We start from the raw sequence: 16,879 nt of genomic DNA on the forward strand, positions 1-16,879 counted from the left end.
AGAAAAACTGATGGAAAACTTTAAAGAATTTGAACCCGATCATGATGTAATTGAAGGCAATGAACTGTTTAAAACCGTTTTATTAGATCCGAAGAGAGCTTTTAAATTCATTCATAAATACGAGTATGAGAATCATGTAAAAGTCCTGTTAGTGTTGGCAGGTATTTCGGGCACCTTTGATAGAGCGGTCAATAATAATTCGGGAGACGATATGTCATTGGGTGGCGTGATAGCAATGTCTGTAATTGTTGGTGGATTGCTAGGATGGATTTCGTATTATCTCTACGCTGCATTAATGAGTTGGACGGGCGGATGGCTCAATGGCAATGCCGGAACTTCTGACTTGTTGCGTATTATTGCCTATGCCAATATCCCAAGCATATTGGGTTTAATCATAATGATATTTCAGCTTATACTGGTTGGAAATTCCTATTTTCAATCCACTATTTATTTGGATGAATACGGAACAGCAGTAACAATTCTCTATTATGGCCTTGCCATAGCTCAACTCGGACTTGGTATTTGGAATGTGTTCCTACTGGTTATTGGAGTTGCTGAAGCACAACAATTTGGTTATGGTAAAGCGTTCTTAAATGTTATTTTGCCTATTATTGTTATTGTTGTACCTATTGCTTTACTTGTTCTTTTGTTTCTTTAACGGGTTGCTGCTTCTGTTGGATTAAAAGTAGATAAAAGAAACTAAAGAATAGTACTTCAAAATACTTTAAACCCTCAAAAAACCCTCGAAGGGTTTAAAACCCTTCGAGGGTTATGTAACTAAAAAACACCTATCTTAGACCATCAATTCCTCCCAGGAGATTTATATATACCATACACTCACTTTATACGCCACAAATGGAAATCAAAACACCTTTAGAATTCGGTCAGTATTATCATATCTACAACAGAGGTAATAATGGTAATGACTTATTTTTTGAACCAGACAACTATACCTATTTCTTACGATTGTATGCCAAGTACATAGTACCTATTGCTGAGACTTATGCATGGTGTCTGCTAAAAAATCATTTTCATATCTTAGTAAGAATAAAAGATAAAAATGAAATCATAACTAGTGATTTAACTTATAATACAACAGACAGACCAAAAACTATTGAGCCTTATCGTCAATTTTCACATCTATTTAATGCCTACACACAAGCAATAAACAAAAGGCATCGCCGAACTGGTAGTTTGTTTGAACGAAAATTTGAACGAAAACAGGTAACCTCAGAACAGTACCTTAAGCAACTTATTTTCTACATACATAACAATCCTGTTCACCATGGATTTGCCTCCAAAATAGAATTATATACATGGTCATCGTATGAAACTATTCTCTCAAATAGACCCACACGCCTAAATCGTGAGGATGTATTGGAAGTTTTTGGAGGTACTGAAAACTTTACACTGTATCATAATGAACCGCAAAATTGGAATGATATTGAGGAATTAATTATCGATTTTTAACTTAACCCTCGAAGGGTTTGAAACCCTTCGAGGGTTAGTCGTTAATTATTTACATCAGCGTTTCAACGTAAAATGCCCTCGGTGCACTCGCCCATCTTGTCGGTAGACTACAAACCAATAATCGGTGGCAAACATGGGTAAATTGTTGTAGGTTCCATCCCAACCTTGACTGTTGGCGTCAAAAGTAGCCATAGCTTTTCCAAAGCGATCGTAGACTACCACTTTGAGTTCGGGTTCAAACTGCGAATATTTGATGAACCAACGGTCGTTGATTCCGTCACCATTCGGAGTAAAAAATCGGGTGTAATAGAGTAACCAAACCTCTTTTGTTATGAATCCGCAACCGTTTTTATCGCGTACAAAAACAGTATACAAACCCGGTTGCAAATTGGTAAATGTATTTTCATCTTGATAGGTAATTCCATCAACCGAAAACTCATAACTGTTGTTGTTGGACGTATAAACGGTAATACTGTTTTCGTTTACGGTCCAATCAACGGTTTCAATGCGTTCAATTTGTGGCAACTCAGAAATGGTTACGGTAACACCGAATGAGGCACTACAAGTCAAATCATTGTTTGTTCCATAGGTATTGGTTGCGGTCACTACTAAATCGGTGGTTCCTAATTGGGTCAAGGATACCGATGGTGTTGTTGCTCCGTTCGACCATGAATACGTAGTGGTTGGTAGATTAAGTGCAGAAGCATCAATTACTATCGGTGCTGTTGAACAGTTTAGATAATCGGGTTGTAAATTGAACTGCGGAATCTGACCAACAATCAAATCAAACGAGCGAACTTCATAACAGGTGGGCAACGCGTTAAAAATCAATCGTGCATAAATGGTTTGCGGATTGGCGGGCGGATTAAAATTGGTTAGGTTGGTAATTGCATTGGTTCCGGCTTGGGCATCATTCACAGAAGTGTGATACGTTAACGTATATTCTGAAGTGGATTGTGTACCCATGATGATCGGACTTTGCACGGTCAAATCAAAAGTTTCATTATTGGTAATCACATCTTGGCATTGCAAAATATCGTTGGGTTGCGTGATGTTGACTAACGAAGTTAGAGTAGCCAAATTATACGGTCTACTCACTTGATTGCCACAGGCATCTTCTACAACAACCGTGTACGTTCCGATGTCTAAATTGGAGAAAATATTGGAAGTTCCGTTATTGACAACAAAAGGTTGTCCGTCTTTTTCGGTAATGGAATACGTTAAAGGTGGAGCGCCCAAAGCCGAAATAACCAAATCTAAATTACCTGATACATTACACGGCAATCGATTGGCTTCTAGCAATTCTAATGTCTGATTGAACGATAAAGTTGGACTCAAAATTTCAATACAGTTTTTGCTGATGTTGGCACCTGCATTAATAGCAACGCCATCGTTATACGAAATGAACTCACGAACAATACGAAAGGTTCCGTTGTACGACAAATTAAAATTGGTGGTTTCGTTATCTAATGCAAGTGAATTGGCCGCTGTTGGCACTGTATTGTTCGGGTAAATCACTTGTGTTGCAGGATGACCCCAAGTATCAGTCGTGGCATCAATTAATTTTTGCAACCAAAATGATTCACTTTGAGTTCCGTTGCTAATAAAATTCAGCGGAATATTGAACGAACCACAATTGGGTTGAAGCGAAAAAGTACTGTCTGTAATAACATAACCAGCCGCATTGATGGTAATGGTACTCGTAAAATTACATTCATCTGTAATTAAAAAAACATACGTTCCGCCGGGTAAATCATCTAAAAATAATCTTCCATCGTCGATAGTAATATTATTGGAAACATTAAACGGAAGAGTTTGAGTAAATTCGGGTGGAGCTGTAACAATGGATACTGAAGTCATGCGTCCGTTATTGCTCCATACCTCAACGGATGAAGTACCTAAAGTACAACCAGGACGAATTCGGCGCGATAAACCTCTATTCGAGTAAGGCGGAACATTGCAATCTAAAGGCGACAAAATGCTGCTGCAATTGTCTGTAATTATAAAAGTATAATCACCAAGAGGAACCGGACTCAAAGTCAATTCTCCATTGGCATCAATTTGAGAGGAAACATCGTGTGGCAACGGAAATGGATAATCCGATGGTGCGACAGTAATTATTGCTGATGTTAATTCAAACGATGGAATGCTCACTACTATCGTTCCGTTATTGGTTAAACAACCATTATTGGAGCCTACTGCATTGGGGGTTGGAACATTTAGAACTATAGAAAAAGCAGTAGTTTGAGTGCGCCCACAACTATCGGTTATTTGAACGGCGTAGTTTCCTAAAGGAACGGTGTTTGTTTCACTACCAAAAGGAACTGTTCCTTGAAAATAAGGTCCGGGATAATTTCCATTAAATGCACTCGGATTAAAACCAGCAGGTGCATTAAGAAAATTCAACGTGTAAGGTGGTGTAAAATTGTTGGCTATCAATTCAAAATAATTCTGATTGCAATCCAAAATGATGATGTTGGTAATGATGCCCACATTATTGTTCACTGTAAAGTTTTCGGTATATACGCTTCCACAAGCATCGGTTACCGTAATGTCGTAATCATAGACTTGGCTGGGATAAAACGGAATCGTAACCGATGCAGCTTGCGACGTTAAATTACCATTAACAATTGAAGCCGATGAATTGATTGGCGCGCCACCACCCGGAGGATGCACCGAATACGAAATACTTAAAGGATAGCCTAAAATAGTTCCTGTAGCAGGTGTTAATACATTGGTTGCAACTGTAAAATTACACGATGGAGGATTGGTGTTGGCATAGGTAGGCGGACTAATCGTTATTCCAGCCGTAGTTTGATTGACGGTAAAGGTTTGGACTACTCCTATTCCGCAACTATTGAACACTCTGATTTTATACACTCCAACGGGTAAGCCATTGAACGTGTTACTGGTTTGTGGAGGAAATAAAAGTGGTCCATCAAAAATTTCATAACTCTGAGCCGTTCCTGAAGTCACAGTTATTGAAATATTGCTAATGTCGGAACACGCTTGATTTAAACTTTGGATGGTATACACTAACGGCACAATATTACTACTTATGACCACATCCAATTGTTGTGTAGTCACAACAGAGCCGACCGTTTCACGAGCTATGATTCGGTAGGTTCCAGCTGAAAGTCCGTTGATGCTTGTACCCGTTACTGTGGCGTACGGTGTGGTTGTATCGGGTAATTTATAGACTACATAAACCAAAGTTCCGTTGGCATCAGTATCCGAACTGGTAAAAGTGATGGTGCCATTGCCTGAGCACGTCTCGTTGGTAGGAGTTGCCGTAAACGTAAATCCGTAAATCGAATACGTTGACAGGATCAACAGTAAAAGAAGATATGTATACTTTCTTTTCATAACAGTAGGCAGCTTCTATCGTTAGAAACTGAAAATGAGGCAATTTTGAATCAAATTTAGCAAAACCGCGCCGATTTCGATGTAGAAATAACTTAAATTATTAACAATTTATTGTGCAAATACCCTAATTCAAAACAAAAAAAAATGCTCGATTACTCGAGCACTTAGATATTGTAAGAAAACTTTTTTGATTACGATTTAGCTTCTTCTTTCTTAGCTGCGCAACATGATTTTCCTGATGAACACGATTTTCCTGAAGCTGCTGCTGGAGCTGTTGAAGTAGATGCTTCTGCCGCTGCTTTTTCAGTTTTAGCTTTTGATTTTTTAGCTTTTTTTGGTTCTTGTGCGTTAACGTTCATTGTAAACAAGAATGCCACAACAGCTAACATTGATACTACTTTTTTCATTTTATTTTATTTTTTAGTTATAAATTTCTTTTACTGTCTCTCAAAAGTATGAAAAAATAAATAGGTTGTTCACTTCCCTATTGAATTTTAACATTACTTTTTTTCTTTCACGAACAAATTGAACAACAATCCACCCATAACACTTCCGTATAAAGTGCTGTTGATGGGTTTTGAAGTGATGGCACAAGTTCCGCTTTGACAACCTACATAATAGTAATACGCATAGCCAGCAATAGCACCTACTACTACTCCAATTGATGTGAGTATGATGGCCTTTTTCGACATTAGTTGCTTTTCTCTAAAATGATTTGAATGATTTCTTCTTTGGATAGAACACCCGATTGCCGCCATAATTGTTGCCCGTTTTGAAACAACATCATCGTTGGAACGCCTCGTACTTGTTGCATGCTAGCCAACTCTTGGTTTTTATCAACGTCCACTTTGATGATGGAAACGCGGTCTCCAAGGCTATCTTTCACTTGTTTTAAAATAGGTCCGAGCATCTGGCATGGTCCGCACCAAGTAGCATAGAAATCAATTAAAACAGGTTTGTTTGAATTGATAATATCGTGAAAAGTATTGTTCATGATTACTTCTTTTTATCGTAATTAACACTACAACCATTGGGTCCACATCCTAAATTAAATACCGCTTGAAATAAGAAAAACAACCCAAAGGCGCCAAACATCCATTCGCGAGTAATACAAGCTTGTACGAACAAAAAAGTTGCCAAACCCAATCGTAAAAAGCGCATGAAATGCCAGTTGGTCAATAGTAATCGTTTCATTATTTTAGTGTTGAAGGACAAACGTAATTGGTTCTTTTAATGCCCGTGTTTTTTATGGCAGCATAACCACCTTTTACATCGACCACATTATGAAAACCTCGTGCTTTAAGAATAGAGGCTGCAATTACAGAACGGTATCCGCCGGCACAATGGATGTAAAAGTTATCTTCTTTTGGAAATTCGGCTAAATGATCGTTTAAAAAATCAAGTGGTGTTGAAGGCACATTTTCAATGTGTTCGGATTCGTATTCACCTGGTTTTCTAACATCAAAAACAGCTGTATTTCCTTCCTTCATTTTAGATTCTAATTCGGATGCTGTTACACTATTTAATGTATCGTATTCAAAACCTGCTGCTTTCCAAGCTTCAAATCCGCCTTGCAAATAACCCAATGTATTATCATAACCCACGCGTGACAAACGAGTGATGGTTTCTTCTTCTTTTCCGATTGGAGTTACCAATAAAATAGGTTGTTTGTAATCTAAAATTAAAGCACCTACCCAAGGAGCAAATTGCCCGTCAATACCAATAAAAATAGATTTTGGTATGTGACCTTTTGAATAGTCGTCTTGATGACGCACGTCTAGAATCAACGCATCGGTATCATTGGCTATGAATTCGAACGTTTTAGGATCATAGGCTTTGGCTTCCGAAATGATGTTTTCTACGTTTTCATAGCCTTCTTTGTTCAGCTTCACATTCATAGGAAAATAAGCTGGCGGTGGCAACAAACCATCGGTTACCTCTTTGATGAATTCATCTCGGGTCATATCGGCACGAAGCGCATAATTTGTCGCTTTTTGATCACCAATACTACCTACCGTTTCTTTACTTAAGTTTTTTCCACAAGCGCTTCCGGCACCGTGAGCTGGATATACAATTACGTCATCGGCAAGTGTCATGACTTTGGTTCGCAAGCTATCGAATAGAATTCCTGCCAATTGTTCTTGCGTCATATCGGCTGCTTTTTGGGCTAAATCAGGGCGACCCACATCTCCCAAAAACAACGTGTCACCACTAAAAAGGGCATGATCTTTTCCGTCTTTATCTTTTAGTAAATAACACGAACTTTCCATTGTATGTCCGGGTGTGTGCAAACACGTAATCGTAATTTCTCCCAATTGAAACACTTCTCCATCTTGGGCAATGTGTGCTTCAAAGGATGGATTTGCATTCGGACCGTAAACGATTGGCGCAGCTGTTTTTTGAGCTAAAGTAACATGACCACTCACAAAATCAGCATGAAAATGGGTTTCAAAAATGTATTTTATTTTGGCGTTGTTGGCATTGGCTTTATCCACATACTGTTGTACTTCACGAAGCGGATCAATAATGGCCACTTCTCCGTTGCTTTCAATATAGTAGGCACCTTGCGCCAAACATCCGGTGTATATTTGTTCTATTTTCATAGTGTGTTCTGTTTATTTTTGGTAAAATTAATGGGTTTCAGATAAAAATACTGTAACCATTGTTACAAATTTAACAAATAAAAAAGCACCCATTATCGCTAATAGATGCTTTTCCCAAAATAAACTAAATCACACCATCTCTACAATAGTGTAGTCGGGCAAACGTAGTTGGTTTTTGGCAGTGAAGTTGTTTTGATTTCATTAAATCCGCCAATAACATCTACGAAATTATCAAATCCTCTTTGTTTTAATATTGAAGCCGCAATCATACTTCTGTAGCCGCCAGCGCAATACACAATAAAAGGTACTTCTTTTGGAAACTCGGCTAAATGATCGTTAAGAACATTCAATGGAATATTGACAGAATCGATTAAGTGTTCCGAATCGAATTCGCTTTGTTTTCTGACATCAATTAAAATAAGATGTTCTCTGTTGTACTGTTTTTCTAGTTCGGCTGCAGTAATTCGATGCACGCGATCGGTTTCTTTTCTGGCATCTACCCACGTTTTGAATCCGCCATCGAGGTAACCAATTGCATAATCATAACCTACTCGCGACAGGCGAATAATGGCTTCATCTACTTTTTCGTTATTTTCAGCTACCAATAAAATAGGCTGTTTGATGTCGGTAATCAATTCACCTACCCAAGAAGCAAAGTTGCTTTCTAAACCGATATTAATACTATTCGGAATGAATCCTTTGGCAAATTCAGAAGCGTTTCTTGTATCTAAAATCAGCGCTTGAGTTTCATTCGCAACTATTTCAAAAGTTTTTGCGTCGTACGACTTATGTCCGCGGTTGATTACTTTTTCCAAACTTTCATAGCCTTGAATGTTCATCAATACATTTTTAGGAAAGTATTGCGGAGGTGTAGTCAATCCTGTAAGAATGGCCACTACAAATTCATCTTCAGACAAATTCGGATTCAATGCATAATTGGTTTTCTTTTGGTTACCCAAAGTATCGGTCGTTTCTTTACTCATGTTTTTACCACAAGCGCTTCCGGCACCGTGATTGGGATATACAATCAAATCGTCTGACAAAGGCATAATTTTAGTGCGCAAAGAATGGTATAAATGGCGTGCTAATTTGTCTTGCGTCAAATCGGCAATTACGTGTTGAGCCAAGTCAGGTCGGCCCACATCACCTATGAATAAGGTATCGCCTGTTATGATTCCGTGTTCAATTCCGTTTTCATCGGTAAGTAAAAAACACGAACTTTCTAGGGTATGTCCTGGAGTATGAATCAATTTGATTTGGATTCCGCCTACGTTAAAAATCTCACCATCGGTTCCGATGTACACATCAAAACCCGTCTTCATAGAAGTTGGACCATAGACAATAGTTGCGCCTGTTTTTTGCGCTAAATCAACGTGACCCGAGACAAAATCGGCGTGAAAATGCGTTTCAAAAATATACTTAAGCGTTACACCATCACGTTGAATGCGATCTAAATACGGTTGCGTTTCTCTGAGTGGATCAACAATAGCTGCTTCGCCATTGCTCTCGATGTAATAGGCTGCGTGGGCTAAGCATCCGGTATAAATTTGTTCTATCTTCATTGTACTAAATTTTAGTCAAAATTATCAATGAAAAGGAATAGAAAATATGATATTTATCAGATGAAGATTTCTTTTACAATTATGTAGATTCCCATTACCAAAACAAACCAACCAAAAAGTGTTTTGAGTTTGCTGGCGTCCAATTTTTGGGATAAAGCCGAACCAATGAACAGGCCAAAGATTGAGCAGGAAGAAAAAATGAGTAGTAATTTCCAATCGAGAATTTGTTCTGGACGGATATCACCGATAAAACCAATTAGCGACTGAATGGCAATAATAAACAATGAGGTTCCAATGGCAATTTTCATTGGTGTTTTGGCTAAAAACAATAAAGCCGGTATGATTAAAAATCCGCCACCAGCACCGACAAATCCAGCTATCAATCCGATAAAAATTCCGGTAAAAGCGATTTTTAGGTAGTTGATTTCCGAATGCTCATTAGGTTGGACTTCTTTTGTTGGTTGAATCATTCGCAGGGCAGCAATCATCATTACTACGGCAAAAACGCTCATTATTAGTGTTGATTTGTGTACCGTAATTGTTGCGCTTTGAATAATCACTTCGGGTAATGCAGGTACGATGAATTTACGGGTTAGGAAAACGGCGATTAAAGTGGGCAACCCAAAAACCATTACTTTTTTAAAATCGACTAATTGTTCTTTTGCTTTTTTGATTCCGCCAACCAAAGCTGTGATGCCAACAGTAAACAAAGAATAGGCCGTTGCTAAAATGGGCTCAATTCCCATCACATACACCAAAATTGGAACCGATAAAATCGAACCGCCGCTTCCTATCAATCCGAGGGAAATTCCGATGAGAACAGCTAAAAAGTATCCGAGTAAGTGGTTGGAATCCATGAATTAAATTGAAAAGACAAAGTTGCGTATTTTATAGCGTTGCCTGAGTTACAAATGTTACATTTATTTAATCAATTCGATAGAAGCACGATGCAAGCGAATTTTCCCTTGATTTTCTAATGCTTTTAACAAACGGGAAATCACCACTCTTGAGGTGTGCAAATCGTAGGCAATTTCTTGGTGGGTATTTTGAATGAATTTGGTTTTATTGATTTTGGATTTGTCCAAAAGATAGTTTGACAAACGTTCGTCCATGTTCATAAATGCCAAACTATCAATAGCGCTGAGCATTTCTTTCAAACGATTGTTGTAGCTGTTGAACACAAAATTGCGCCATGATTTGTACTTTCCGAGCCAATCTTCCATTTTATTGACCGGAATCATCATAAGCTTACCTTCGGTTTCGGCTACAGCTCTGATTTCGCTTTTGGTTTCTCCCAAACAACACGCCATGGTCATGGCACACGTATCGCCTTTTTCAATGAAATACAAGAGCAATTCACCTTCGTCAAAATCTTCTCTTAAAATTTTTATAGCCCCATTGAGCAACAAAGGCATTTTCTTGATGTAATCGCCAAAATCAATCAGAATGTCGCCTTCGTGAAAATCGCGTAACGAAGCAACTTGAGCGATTTCTTCCATTAGTTTTTCTTCAAAAATCGAGCTATAATTGGCTTTTAATACTTCGAGCATTCTTATCTTTTTAAATTTTTCTCGTACATTTCAATCCACTGCTCTACGGTTACTTTAGTGCACAATTCACCAATCAAGTCATACGGAATATCATCCAGCTTTTTAAAACGCACACAACTCTTGCCCATATCCAATTTGGATTTGCAATGTTTTGGATATTCGCCAACAAACCAATCGTACAGGTTTTTATCGGCATAAACCGCCATATGATAAATATTGATGGTGTTTTTTTGTGAAGCCATTCCGAAAAAAGGCAATGGATCTTTTGGATTGCAATGGTAACCGTTGGGATAAATTTCGTGTGGAACTGCATATCCTAACATTCCGTAACCCATCATTTCTTTGAAACCTTTGGGTAAATTAGCTAAAACTACTTCACGTAATTTTTGCATCACAATTTTTCGATCTTCGGGTAATTCATTAATGTACTGGTCAGCAGTAGTCGCTTTAGATTGCATAATTGTTCTTAATTTGGTTACTAATGTAGCTAAACAAAGGTAATAATAATTTTTTTTAATAGATTTACGTCGTTAAATCACTTATTCACCTATGTCGCATAAAAATCCGATACGAAAAGACAAAACTTGTTTGAACTGTAATCACGTTGTGGACCAGCGCTTTTGTCCGAATTGCGGTCAGGAAAACACCGATACTCGAAAAACGTTTTACCATTTGTTTGTTCACTTTTTTGAAGATTTAACCCACTACGAAAATGCCTTTTGGAAAACCATAAAGAATTTACTGCTTAAACCTGCTTCGTTAACTAAAGAATACCTTTCGGGAAAACGATTGTCGTATTTGGCGCCCGTACGATTGTATATTTTCATCAGTTTTGTGACGTTTTTTATGATTGCCGTTTTGCCGGATGAAGACGAAAGTGACGACGTAATCAAAATCAATGAGAAAAAGGATGAGCCAGTAAAATCGGAGAAGAATTTATCTTACAACTACGCTGATTCCATCAAAAAAGAAGTCAAAGAAGAAATACAGCAACAGGATTCTATTTCTACAGACACCTTAAGTAAGGAAGCGATGCGAATTGAAGAACTGAAGAAAAAAGGTGTCCTAAAACCTAGTGAAGCCGATTCGATTAAAAAGTTAATTCAATTGGGGAAAAAGGAAGAGACTGCCAAAAAAAATTACAGTCTTTTTAGTTCAGAGTATGAATCTATTGCTCAATTGGATTCGGTTCGAAAAAGTAAACCCAACGAAATGAATGACGTTGAGTATTGGTTTGAAAAAAAATCAATTGGACTCAAAGAAAAATACACCGAAGAACAACTAAAAGAAAAGTTTTTAGAATCAATAAAACATAATTTCCCAAAGACATTATTCATTTATATGCCAATTTTTGCTCTTGTTTTGTGGTTTTTCCACGATAAAAAGAGATGGTATTATTTTGATCACGGTATTTTTACGTTGCATTACTTTTCGTTTTTATTACTGATTACTCTAATAATGTTGCTTTTGGATACCCTATTCTCATTGATAGGTGATTCATGGTTTTGGATTACAATGGAGTTCTTCATCAACTTTATTGGAACCATTTGGATGTTGTATTACTTTTTTCCGGCACATCACCGATTTTATGGTGAAACACGAATGGTTTCATTTATAAAAAGTGTTTTTATTTTCATTATTAACAGTATACTATTTTCTATTGTTTTAACGTTGTTTCTCATCTATACCTTTGCTAATTTATAAACCGCTATGAAAAAACTATTTTACTTATTGGTAGCTATCGCATTATTCATCAATTGTTCTGCTCCTAAAAATGCTAAACAACCTATTGCTGATGTGACTAAATACATCAATTCTATTACGGCAGACGAATTAAAAACACATCTTACAATTGTGGCTTCTGATGAAATGGAAGGTAGAAATACAGGTTCTGAAGGTCAGAAAAAAGCTGGTCGTTACTTGATTGATCAATATAAAAAAGACGGTATTTCGTTTCCTCCAGGAGCAACCGATTTTTATCAGAAAGTACCTTCTGAATTCATGAAAAAAGGGTTTAGTCCAAAATTGAATGACTCTGAAAACATCTGGACTTTCATTGAAGGCAGTGAATTGCCCAATGAAATTGTGGTCGTTTCTGCGCACTATGATCACGTGGGCGTGAAAAACGAAGAGGTGTACAATGGTGCCGATGACGATGGTTCAGGTACTGTTGCTTTACTCGAAATTGCTCAAGCGTTTCAACAAGCTAAGAAAGAAGGCAATGGACCCAAACGTTCGATATTAATTCTGCACGTAACTGGAGAAGAACACGGTTTACACGGTTCTAGATATTATTCTGAAAATCCACTATTTCCCTTAAAAAATACGGTTGCCGATGTAAATATTGACATGATTGGTCGTAGAGATGATTTTCATAAAGACAGTAACAATTATGTGTACATTATTGGTTCAGATTATTTATCGACTGATTTGTACAACATTTGCGAAGATGTGAATAAGAAATACACCAATTTGGCATTGGACTACAAATACAACGATCGTGCAGATCCGAATCGTTTTTACTACCGTTCTGATCATTATAATTTTGCTAAAAACGGAATTCCATCGGTGTTTTTCTTTAACGGAACTCATGCTGATTACCACAAACCCACTGATGAAGTAGATAAAATTGAATTTGATGCTTTAGCCAAACGAACTCAGCTTGCTTTTGCTGTGGCTTGGGAAATTGCTAACAGAGAGAAGCGTTTGGTAGTGGATAAAAGCGGAAGCTGATAGGAAGTACGATTTACAAAGTTTGAAGTTTAGATTAAAATGATATCACAAACACAAAAGTCACAAAGGAATTCTCTTTTGTGACTTTTGTGTTTAAATGATGTTTGAAAGTTATTTGTACTGAAACTTGGTTTTGAACTCTTTCAGTAAATTATCTGAAAAGAACAACGACGAATACGAATCGTTTGCTTGTGGATTGTTTTTCTCAAAATCGGCCAATTGTTTGGTGTATTTTGCCAACTGTTCGGCTGTGAGTAATTTGCGGTAATCGTCTTCTTGGCGAATGAGTGTGCGAATGTACAGATCGGTATCTCTTTCATCTTGAGAAACAATCATTTTATTGTAGATGGTTTCTAATTCTTTGTATTGATTGATGAACAATTCTTTGAATTGGTAATTTTGAGCTTCGGTATAATTAACAATTCCGAAAGTGATTTTACCTTTGGTTTGCCAAAACATCGTTTGACCTTCTTCACCTTTGCTGACAAAATTCTGCATCACAGCCAATTTCAACTTGATTGTTTTTTCAATCTGAGCTGAAGAAAGCATCGGAAGTAAGACGAAAAGAAGCAGTAGTTTTTTCATTACAATTAAAATTTCAAAACAAAAATAATAAAAAAACCACCCGTTGTTCACGGATGGTTGAAAATTTCAGGGTGAAAGACGGGTCTCGAACCCGCGACCTTCGGAACCACAATCCGACGCTCTAACCAACTGAGCTACAATCACCATTTATTTTGAGGATGCAAATATATTGCAATTCTTTTCTTTTGCCAAGAAAAATTGTAAAAAATTACAGCAAATCGCCTAAGCTATTGACAGCCAAATATCTTTCTACTGTAAAACCTTCTCCAAATTCAGTCCCGATGATTCTTCCTAAGTCTTGCGCACGATACCTTACACTATCTAAAAAGTTTTTAGAAGTGATGGGCGATTCAGGTTCGTTGCTATTCGGATCAAAAAATTGGGAGCTATAGGCCAAAATGGATTCCATTTTTACATCGATAAAACCTGTAATGTCTACAACAAAATCGGGTTTCAAATTATGCCATTGGATGTAATGATACACTACTTTGGGTCGCCATGCTGATTGATTTTCTCCATTTAAACTTGTTTCAATTTTTCGCAAACCCGACAAAAAACAAGCATCAGAAACCAGTTTACTTCCTTTTCCGTGATCGATATGGCGGTCTTCTACAGCATTGCACAATACTATTTCGGGTTGGTATTTGCGAATCATTTGAATAATTTTCAACTGATGCTCTTCATCGTTCACAAAAAAGCCATCGCGCATGTCGAGATTTTCTCTCACGGAAACTCCGAGTATTTGTGAAGCCTTTGCCGATTCTGAATTGCGAATTTCAACGGAACCACGCGTTCCTAATTCGCCACGAGTCAAATCAATGATTCCGATTTTTTTACCCAGTGAAATTTCTTTGGCAATGGTGCCACTACAACCTAATTCTACGTCGTCGGGATGCGCTCCAAACGCTAAAATATCTAACTTCATACTTTATTATTTTGTTGATTCCAATCGGAATAGGTCATTTCAAATTTGTATTCGTTACCGTACATTCCAATGTGCTGCCAACCTGATTTTCTATAAAATGCTTCGGCTCTTGTGCCTGGATCAGTGCCTAACCAAACCGTTTTGTGTGTTTGACTGAAATACCAATCGAGCATCAGATTGTGCAATTGTTTTCCGATGCCTTGTTGAGCGAATTCCGGACGCACAAATAACGCCCAAATGTTATTTTCAACCAAATCGACAATCGAAAAACCAACCACTTTTTCATCCACTACACACACCCAACCTTTTCCTCTTCTGAAAATAAAATCTTCACAATCAGCAATAGTTACCAAATCAGGATTGGAAAGCACGTTTTCTTTGACTGAAAAACGAACGTCCATAATGGCTTCTAAATCGGATGAAATGGCTTCTCTGAACTCCACTACACTATACTTTTTTTAATCGTAATCGATTTATTGACGGTTTCAAAAAACTCTTTTTCAGGAATGCTGTCTTTGGTGATTCCGCAGCCCACAAAAACAGTCGCTTGCTCCTCTTCTACTTTCATACAACGCAAGTTAACAAACAAATCGGAATTCTCAGTTTTGTAAGAAGTAAAATCGATGTTGAGTTCGCCTAAAAATCCTGTATAAAACTCGCGATTGTAGCCTTCATTCGCAACAATAAATTGCATCGCGGGTTCTTTTGGCATTCCACATACTGCTGGCGTTGGATGCAATTTGTCGATAATTTGACCTAAATTCACTTTATCAATCACTGCCAAAATATCGGTTTTGAGATGCGCTAAATTTCCGGCCTGAACGGTTTTGGGTTCCGAAACAGCTACTTGATTTGAAAATAGCTGCAGATTTTGAGTAATGAAATCGGTAACTAATTGTTGTTCTTCGCGTTCTTTATTTTGCCACATCAAATCATTATCAAACAATTGTGTTCCAGCTAAAGCAACAGTTTTGAGAGTAGTTCCTTCAATTTTAATGAATTGCTCCGGAGTGGCACCCATCCACAAACCTATTTTTGGGTGGTAAAAACAGTAATTGAAAGCCGTTTTGTAATTGAAAATTAATTGTTTAAAAACGGATACAACATCGATATTTGGTACAGAAATCAATTCTTTACGAGACAAAACTACTTTTTGAAACTGATTATTTTGAATGGACTGAATTCCATTAGCAACTAAATTCTCAAAGGAGTTTTTAGCTTTTTCATCAAAAGAAGCGGTAACTTCTTTGCTTAAATGGAAATCCATTTGGTTGTTTTGATTTACAACAACGTTGCATTCGCTTACAGGCAAATAATAGCGCTGTTTTCCGTCGAAAGAAACAAAGGCGAAACCACTTTCTGTAACATCGTTCAACTCAAATAATTGGTCGTTTTGTTGAAAAACACCCACTATTTTATGCGAATTGGGCTTACAAAAAAGCACAAAGGGCAATTGCGAGGCAAAATGATTTTTTGCGGTTTCAAATACATTCATTAGCGACGAGGTAAAATCATGTTGGTTAGTTTGCAGAGCGAAATCAATTTGTCGTTTTCATCAGCAATTCGGATTTCCCAAAGATGAATGCTGGCGCCTTTGTGAATGATTTTGGCAGTTGCCGTTACCATTCCTTCTTTTTTACTTTTCAGATGATTCGCAGAAATCTCGATGCCACGTACTTCCTGACGTTCTGGATTGACAAACATAATCGAAGCAGCACTTCCCACACTTTCTGCCAAAGCCACACTCGCACCACCATGCAACAATCCCATAGGTTGGTGTACTCTGGGATTAACTGGCATTGTAGCAACTAAAAAATCTTCACCTGCATCTACGTACTTGATTTCTAGTGTTTCCATCAAGGTATTTTTCGACCAATCGTTACACCATTGCAGCATTTTTTCTTTATCAAAAGACATAATCGTAATTTTGTTGTAAAGATAATTTTAGTAAAGAGAATAGAGAAAGGAAAATAGAAAAAAGATATTTAAAAAAGTACTAATGCTTTAAAAAGAGCGTTTACTTTATAATTTTTAACTGGTGATTTTAATTTTTAAATTAAATAACTACTTTTACCAAAATTGATT

19 protein-coding genes and 1 tRNA gene are annotated in these 16,879 nt (G+C 37.3%); 4 read left to right on the plus strand and 16 right to left on the minus strand.

What is annotated here, in order from left to right:
* The first annotated feature begins 10 nt into the window (after positions 1-10).
* Both VK161_RS09705 and VK161_RS09710 read left to right on the plus strand, forming a co-directional pair.
* A complete protein-coding gene (locus VK161_RS09705; RefSeq protein WP_324214580.1) occupies positions 11-658 on the plus strand; it encodes a Yip1 family protein in 648 nt (215 codons plus the stop codon).
* Between the two features lie 197 nt (positions 659-855).
* Positions 856-1,470: a hypothetical protein gene (locus VK161_RS09710; protein ID WP_324214581.1), complete on the plus strand. Its 615-nt coding sequence runs from the start codon at positions 856-858 to the stop codon at positions 1,468-1,470.
* Between the two features lie 54 nt (positions 1,471-1,524).
* On the opposite strand, the gene VK161_RS09715 is transcribed toward VK161_RS09710, so the two are convergent.
* The 10 genes from VK161_RS09715 to VK161_RS09760 form a co-directional block, all read right to left on the minus strand.
* On the minus strand, positions 1,525-4,836 hold the full coding sequence (locus VK161_RS09715) for a T9SS type B sorting domain-containing protein (RefSeq protein ID WP_324214582.1): 3,312 nt from the start codon (positions 4,834-4,836) through the stop codon (positions 1,525-1,527).
* A gap of 191 nt (positions 4,837-5,027) precedes the next feature.
* Positions 5,028-5,243 (minus strand): hypothetical protein, encoded by a 216-nt coding sequence (locus VK161_RS09720; RefSeq protein WP_324214583.1) that lies wholly within the window; start codon positions 5,241-5,243, stop codon positions 5,028-5,030.
* 93 nt (positions 5,244-5,336) lie between these two features.
* Positions 5,337-5,528, minus strand: coding sequence for a DUF6132 family protein (locus tag VK161_RS09725; RefSeq protein ID WP_324214584.1), 192 nt, complete (start codon positions 5,526-5,528; stop codon positions 5,337-5,339).
* Positions 5,528-5,830, minus strand: a complete 303-nt coding sequence (gene trxA, locus VK161_RS09730) for a thioredoxin (RefSeq protein ID WP_324214585.1) — start codon at positions 5,828-5,830, stop codon at positions 5,528-5,530. Before trxA ends, VK161_RS09725 begins: the two co-directional genes overlap by 1 nt.
* A 2-nt stretch (positions 5,831-5,832) precedes the next feature.
* A complete protein-coding gene (locus VK161_RS09735; RefSeq protein WP_324214586.1) occupies positions 5,833-6,030 on the minus strand; it encodes a hypothetical protein in 198 nt (65 codons plus the stop codon).
* Entirely contained in the window at positions 6,030-7,439 is a 1,410-nt protein-coding gene (locus VK161_RS09740; RefSeq protein WP_324214587.1) for an MBL fold metallo-hydrolase, read from the minus strand. Before VK161_RS09740 ends, VK161_RS09735 begins: the two co-directional genes overlap by 1 nt.
* A 140-nt stretch (positions 7,440-7,579) precedes the next feature.
* Positions 7,580-9,001, minus strand: coding sequence for an MBL fold metallo-hydrolase (locus VK161_RS09745; RefSeq protein ID WP_324214588.1), 1,422 nt, complete (start codon positions 8,999-9,001; stop codon positions 7,580-7,582).
* 56 nt (positions 9,002-9,057) lie between these two features.
* Complete coding sequence (locus tag VK161_RS09750) at positions 9,058-9,858, minus strand: sulfite exporter TauE/SafE family protein (protein ID WP_324214589.1); 801 nt, start codon at positions 9,856-9,858, stop codon at positions 9,058-9,060.
* A 63-nt stretch (positions 9,859-9,921) separates the two neighbouring features.
* A complete protein-coding gene (locus tag VK161_RS09755) occupies positions 9,922-10,551 on the minus strand; it encodes a Crp/Fnr family transcriptional regulator (RefSeq protein ID WP_324214590.1) in 630 nt (209 codons plus the stop codon).
* 2 nt (positions 10,552-10,553) lie between these two features.
* Positions 10,554-11,009 carry a DUF1801 domain-containing protein gene (locus VK161_RS09760; RefSeq protein WP_324214591.1) on the minus strand — a complete coding sequence of 152 codons (456 nt, stop codon included), beginning with the start codon at positions 11,007-11,009 and terminating at the stop codon, positions 10,554-10,556.
* 91 nt (positions 11,010-11,100) lie between these two features.
* On the opposite strand from VK161_RS09760, the gene VK161_RS09765 reads away from it, so the two are divergent.
* Both VK161_RS09765 and VK161_RS09770 read left to right on the plus strand, forming a co-directional pair.
* Positions 11,101-12,255, plus strand: a complete 1,155-nt coding sequence (locus VK161_RS09765) for a DUF3667 domain-containing protein (RefSeq protein WP_324214592.1) — start codon at positions 11,101-11,103, stop codon at positions 12,253-12,255.
* Positions 12,256-12,261: 6 nt separating this feature from the next.
* Positions 12,262-13,284, plus strand: coding sequence for a M28 family metallopeptidase (locus VK161_RS09770; protein ID WP_324214593.1), 1,023 nt, complete (start codon positions 12,262-12,264; stop codon positions 13,282-13,284).
* Positions 13,285-13,395: 111 nt separating this feature from the next.
* On the opposite strand, the gene VK161_RS09775 is transcribed toward VK161_RS09770, so the two are convergent.
* The 6 genes from VK161_RS09775 to VK161_RS09800 all read right to left on the minus strand — a co-directional run bounded on the left by VK161_RS09775 (position 13,396) and on the right by VK161_RS09800 (position 16,711).
* Entirely contained in the window at positions 13,396-13,869 is a 474-nt protein-coding gene (locus tag VK161_RS09775) for a hypothetical protein (RefSeq protein WP_324214594.1), read from the minus strand.
* 69 nt (positions 13,870-13,938) lie between these two features.
* A tRNA-His gene (locus tag VK161_RS09780) sits at positions 13,939-14,014 on the minus strand.
* A gap of 63 nt (positions 14,015-14,077) precedes the next feature.
* Positions 14,078-14,794: a bacillithiol biosynthesis deacetylase BshB1 gene (gene bshB1 / locus VK161_RS09785; RefSeq protein ID WP_324214595.1), complete on the minus strand. Its 717-nt coding sequence runs from the start codon at positions 14,792-14,794 to the stop codon at positions 14,078-14,080.
* Positions 14,791-15,237, minus strand: coding sequence for a GNAT family N-acetyltransferase (locus tag VK161_RS09790; protein ID WP_324214596.1), 447 nt, complete (start codon positions 15,235-15,237; stop codon positions 14,791-14,793). The genes bshB1 and VK161_RS09790 overlap by 4 nt, the downstream gene beginning before the upstream one ends.
* Positions 15,237-16,289 carry an isochorismate synthase gene (locus tag VK161_RS09795; protein WP_324214597.1) on the minus strand — a complete coding sequence of 351 codons (1,053 nt, stop codon included), beginning with the start codon at positions 16,287-16,289 and terminating at the stop codon, positions 15,237-15,239. The genes VK161_RS09790 and VK161_RS09795 overlap by 1 nt, the downstream gene beginning before the upstream one ends.
* Positions 16,289-16,711 carry a PaaI family thioesterase gene (locus VK161_RS09800; protein ID WP_324214598.1) on the minus strand — a complete coding sequence of 141 codons (423 nt, stop codon included), beginning with the start codon at positions 16,709-16,711 and terminating at the stop codon, positions 16,289-16,291. Before VK161_RS09800 ends, VK161_RS09795 begins: the two co-directional genes overlap by 1 nt.
* Between the last annotated feature and the right edge of the window lie 168 nt (positions 16,712-16,879).

The organism is Flavobacterium sp., assembly GCF_035299245.1.
Lineage (GTDB): Bacteria > Bacteroidota > Bacteroidia > Flavobacteriales > Flavobacteriaceae > Flavobacterium.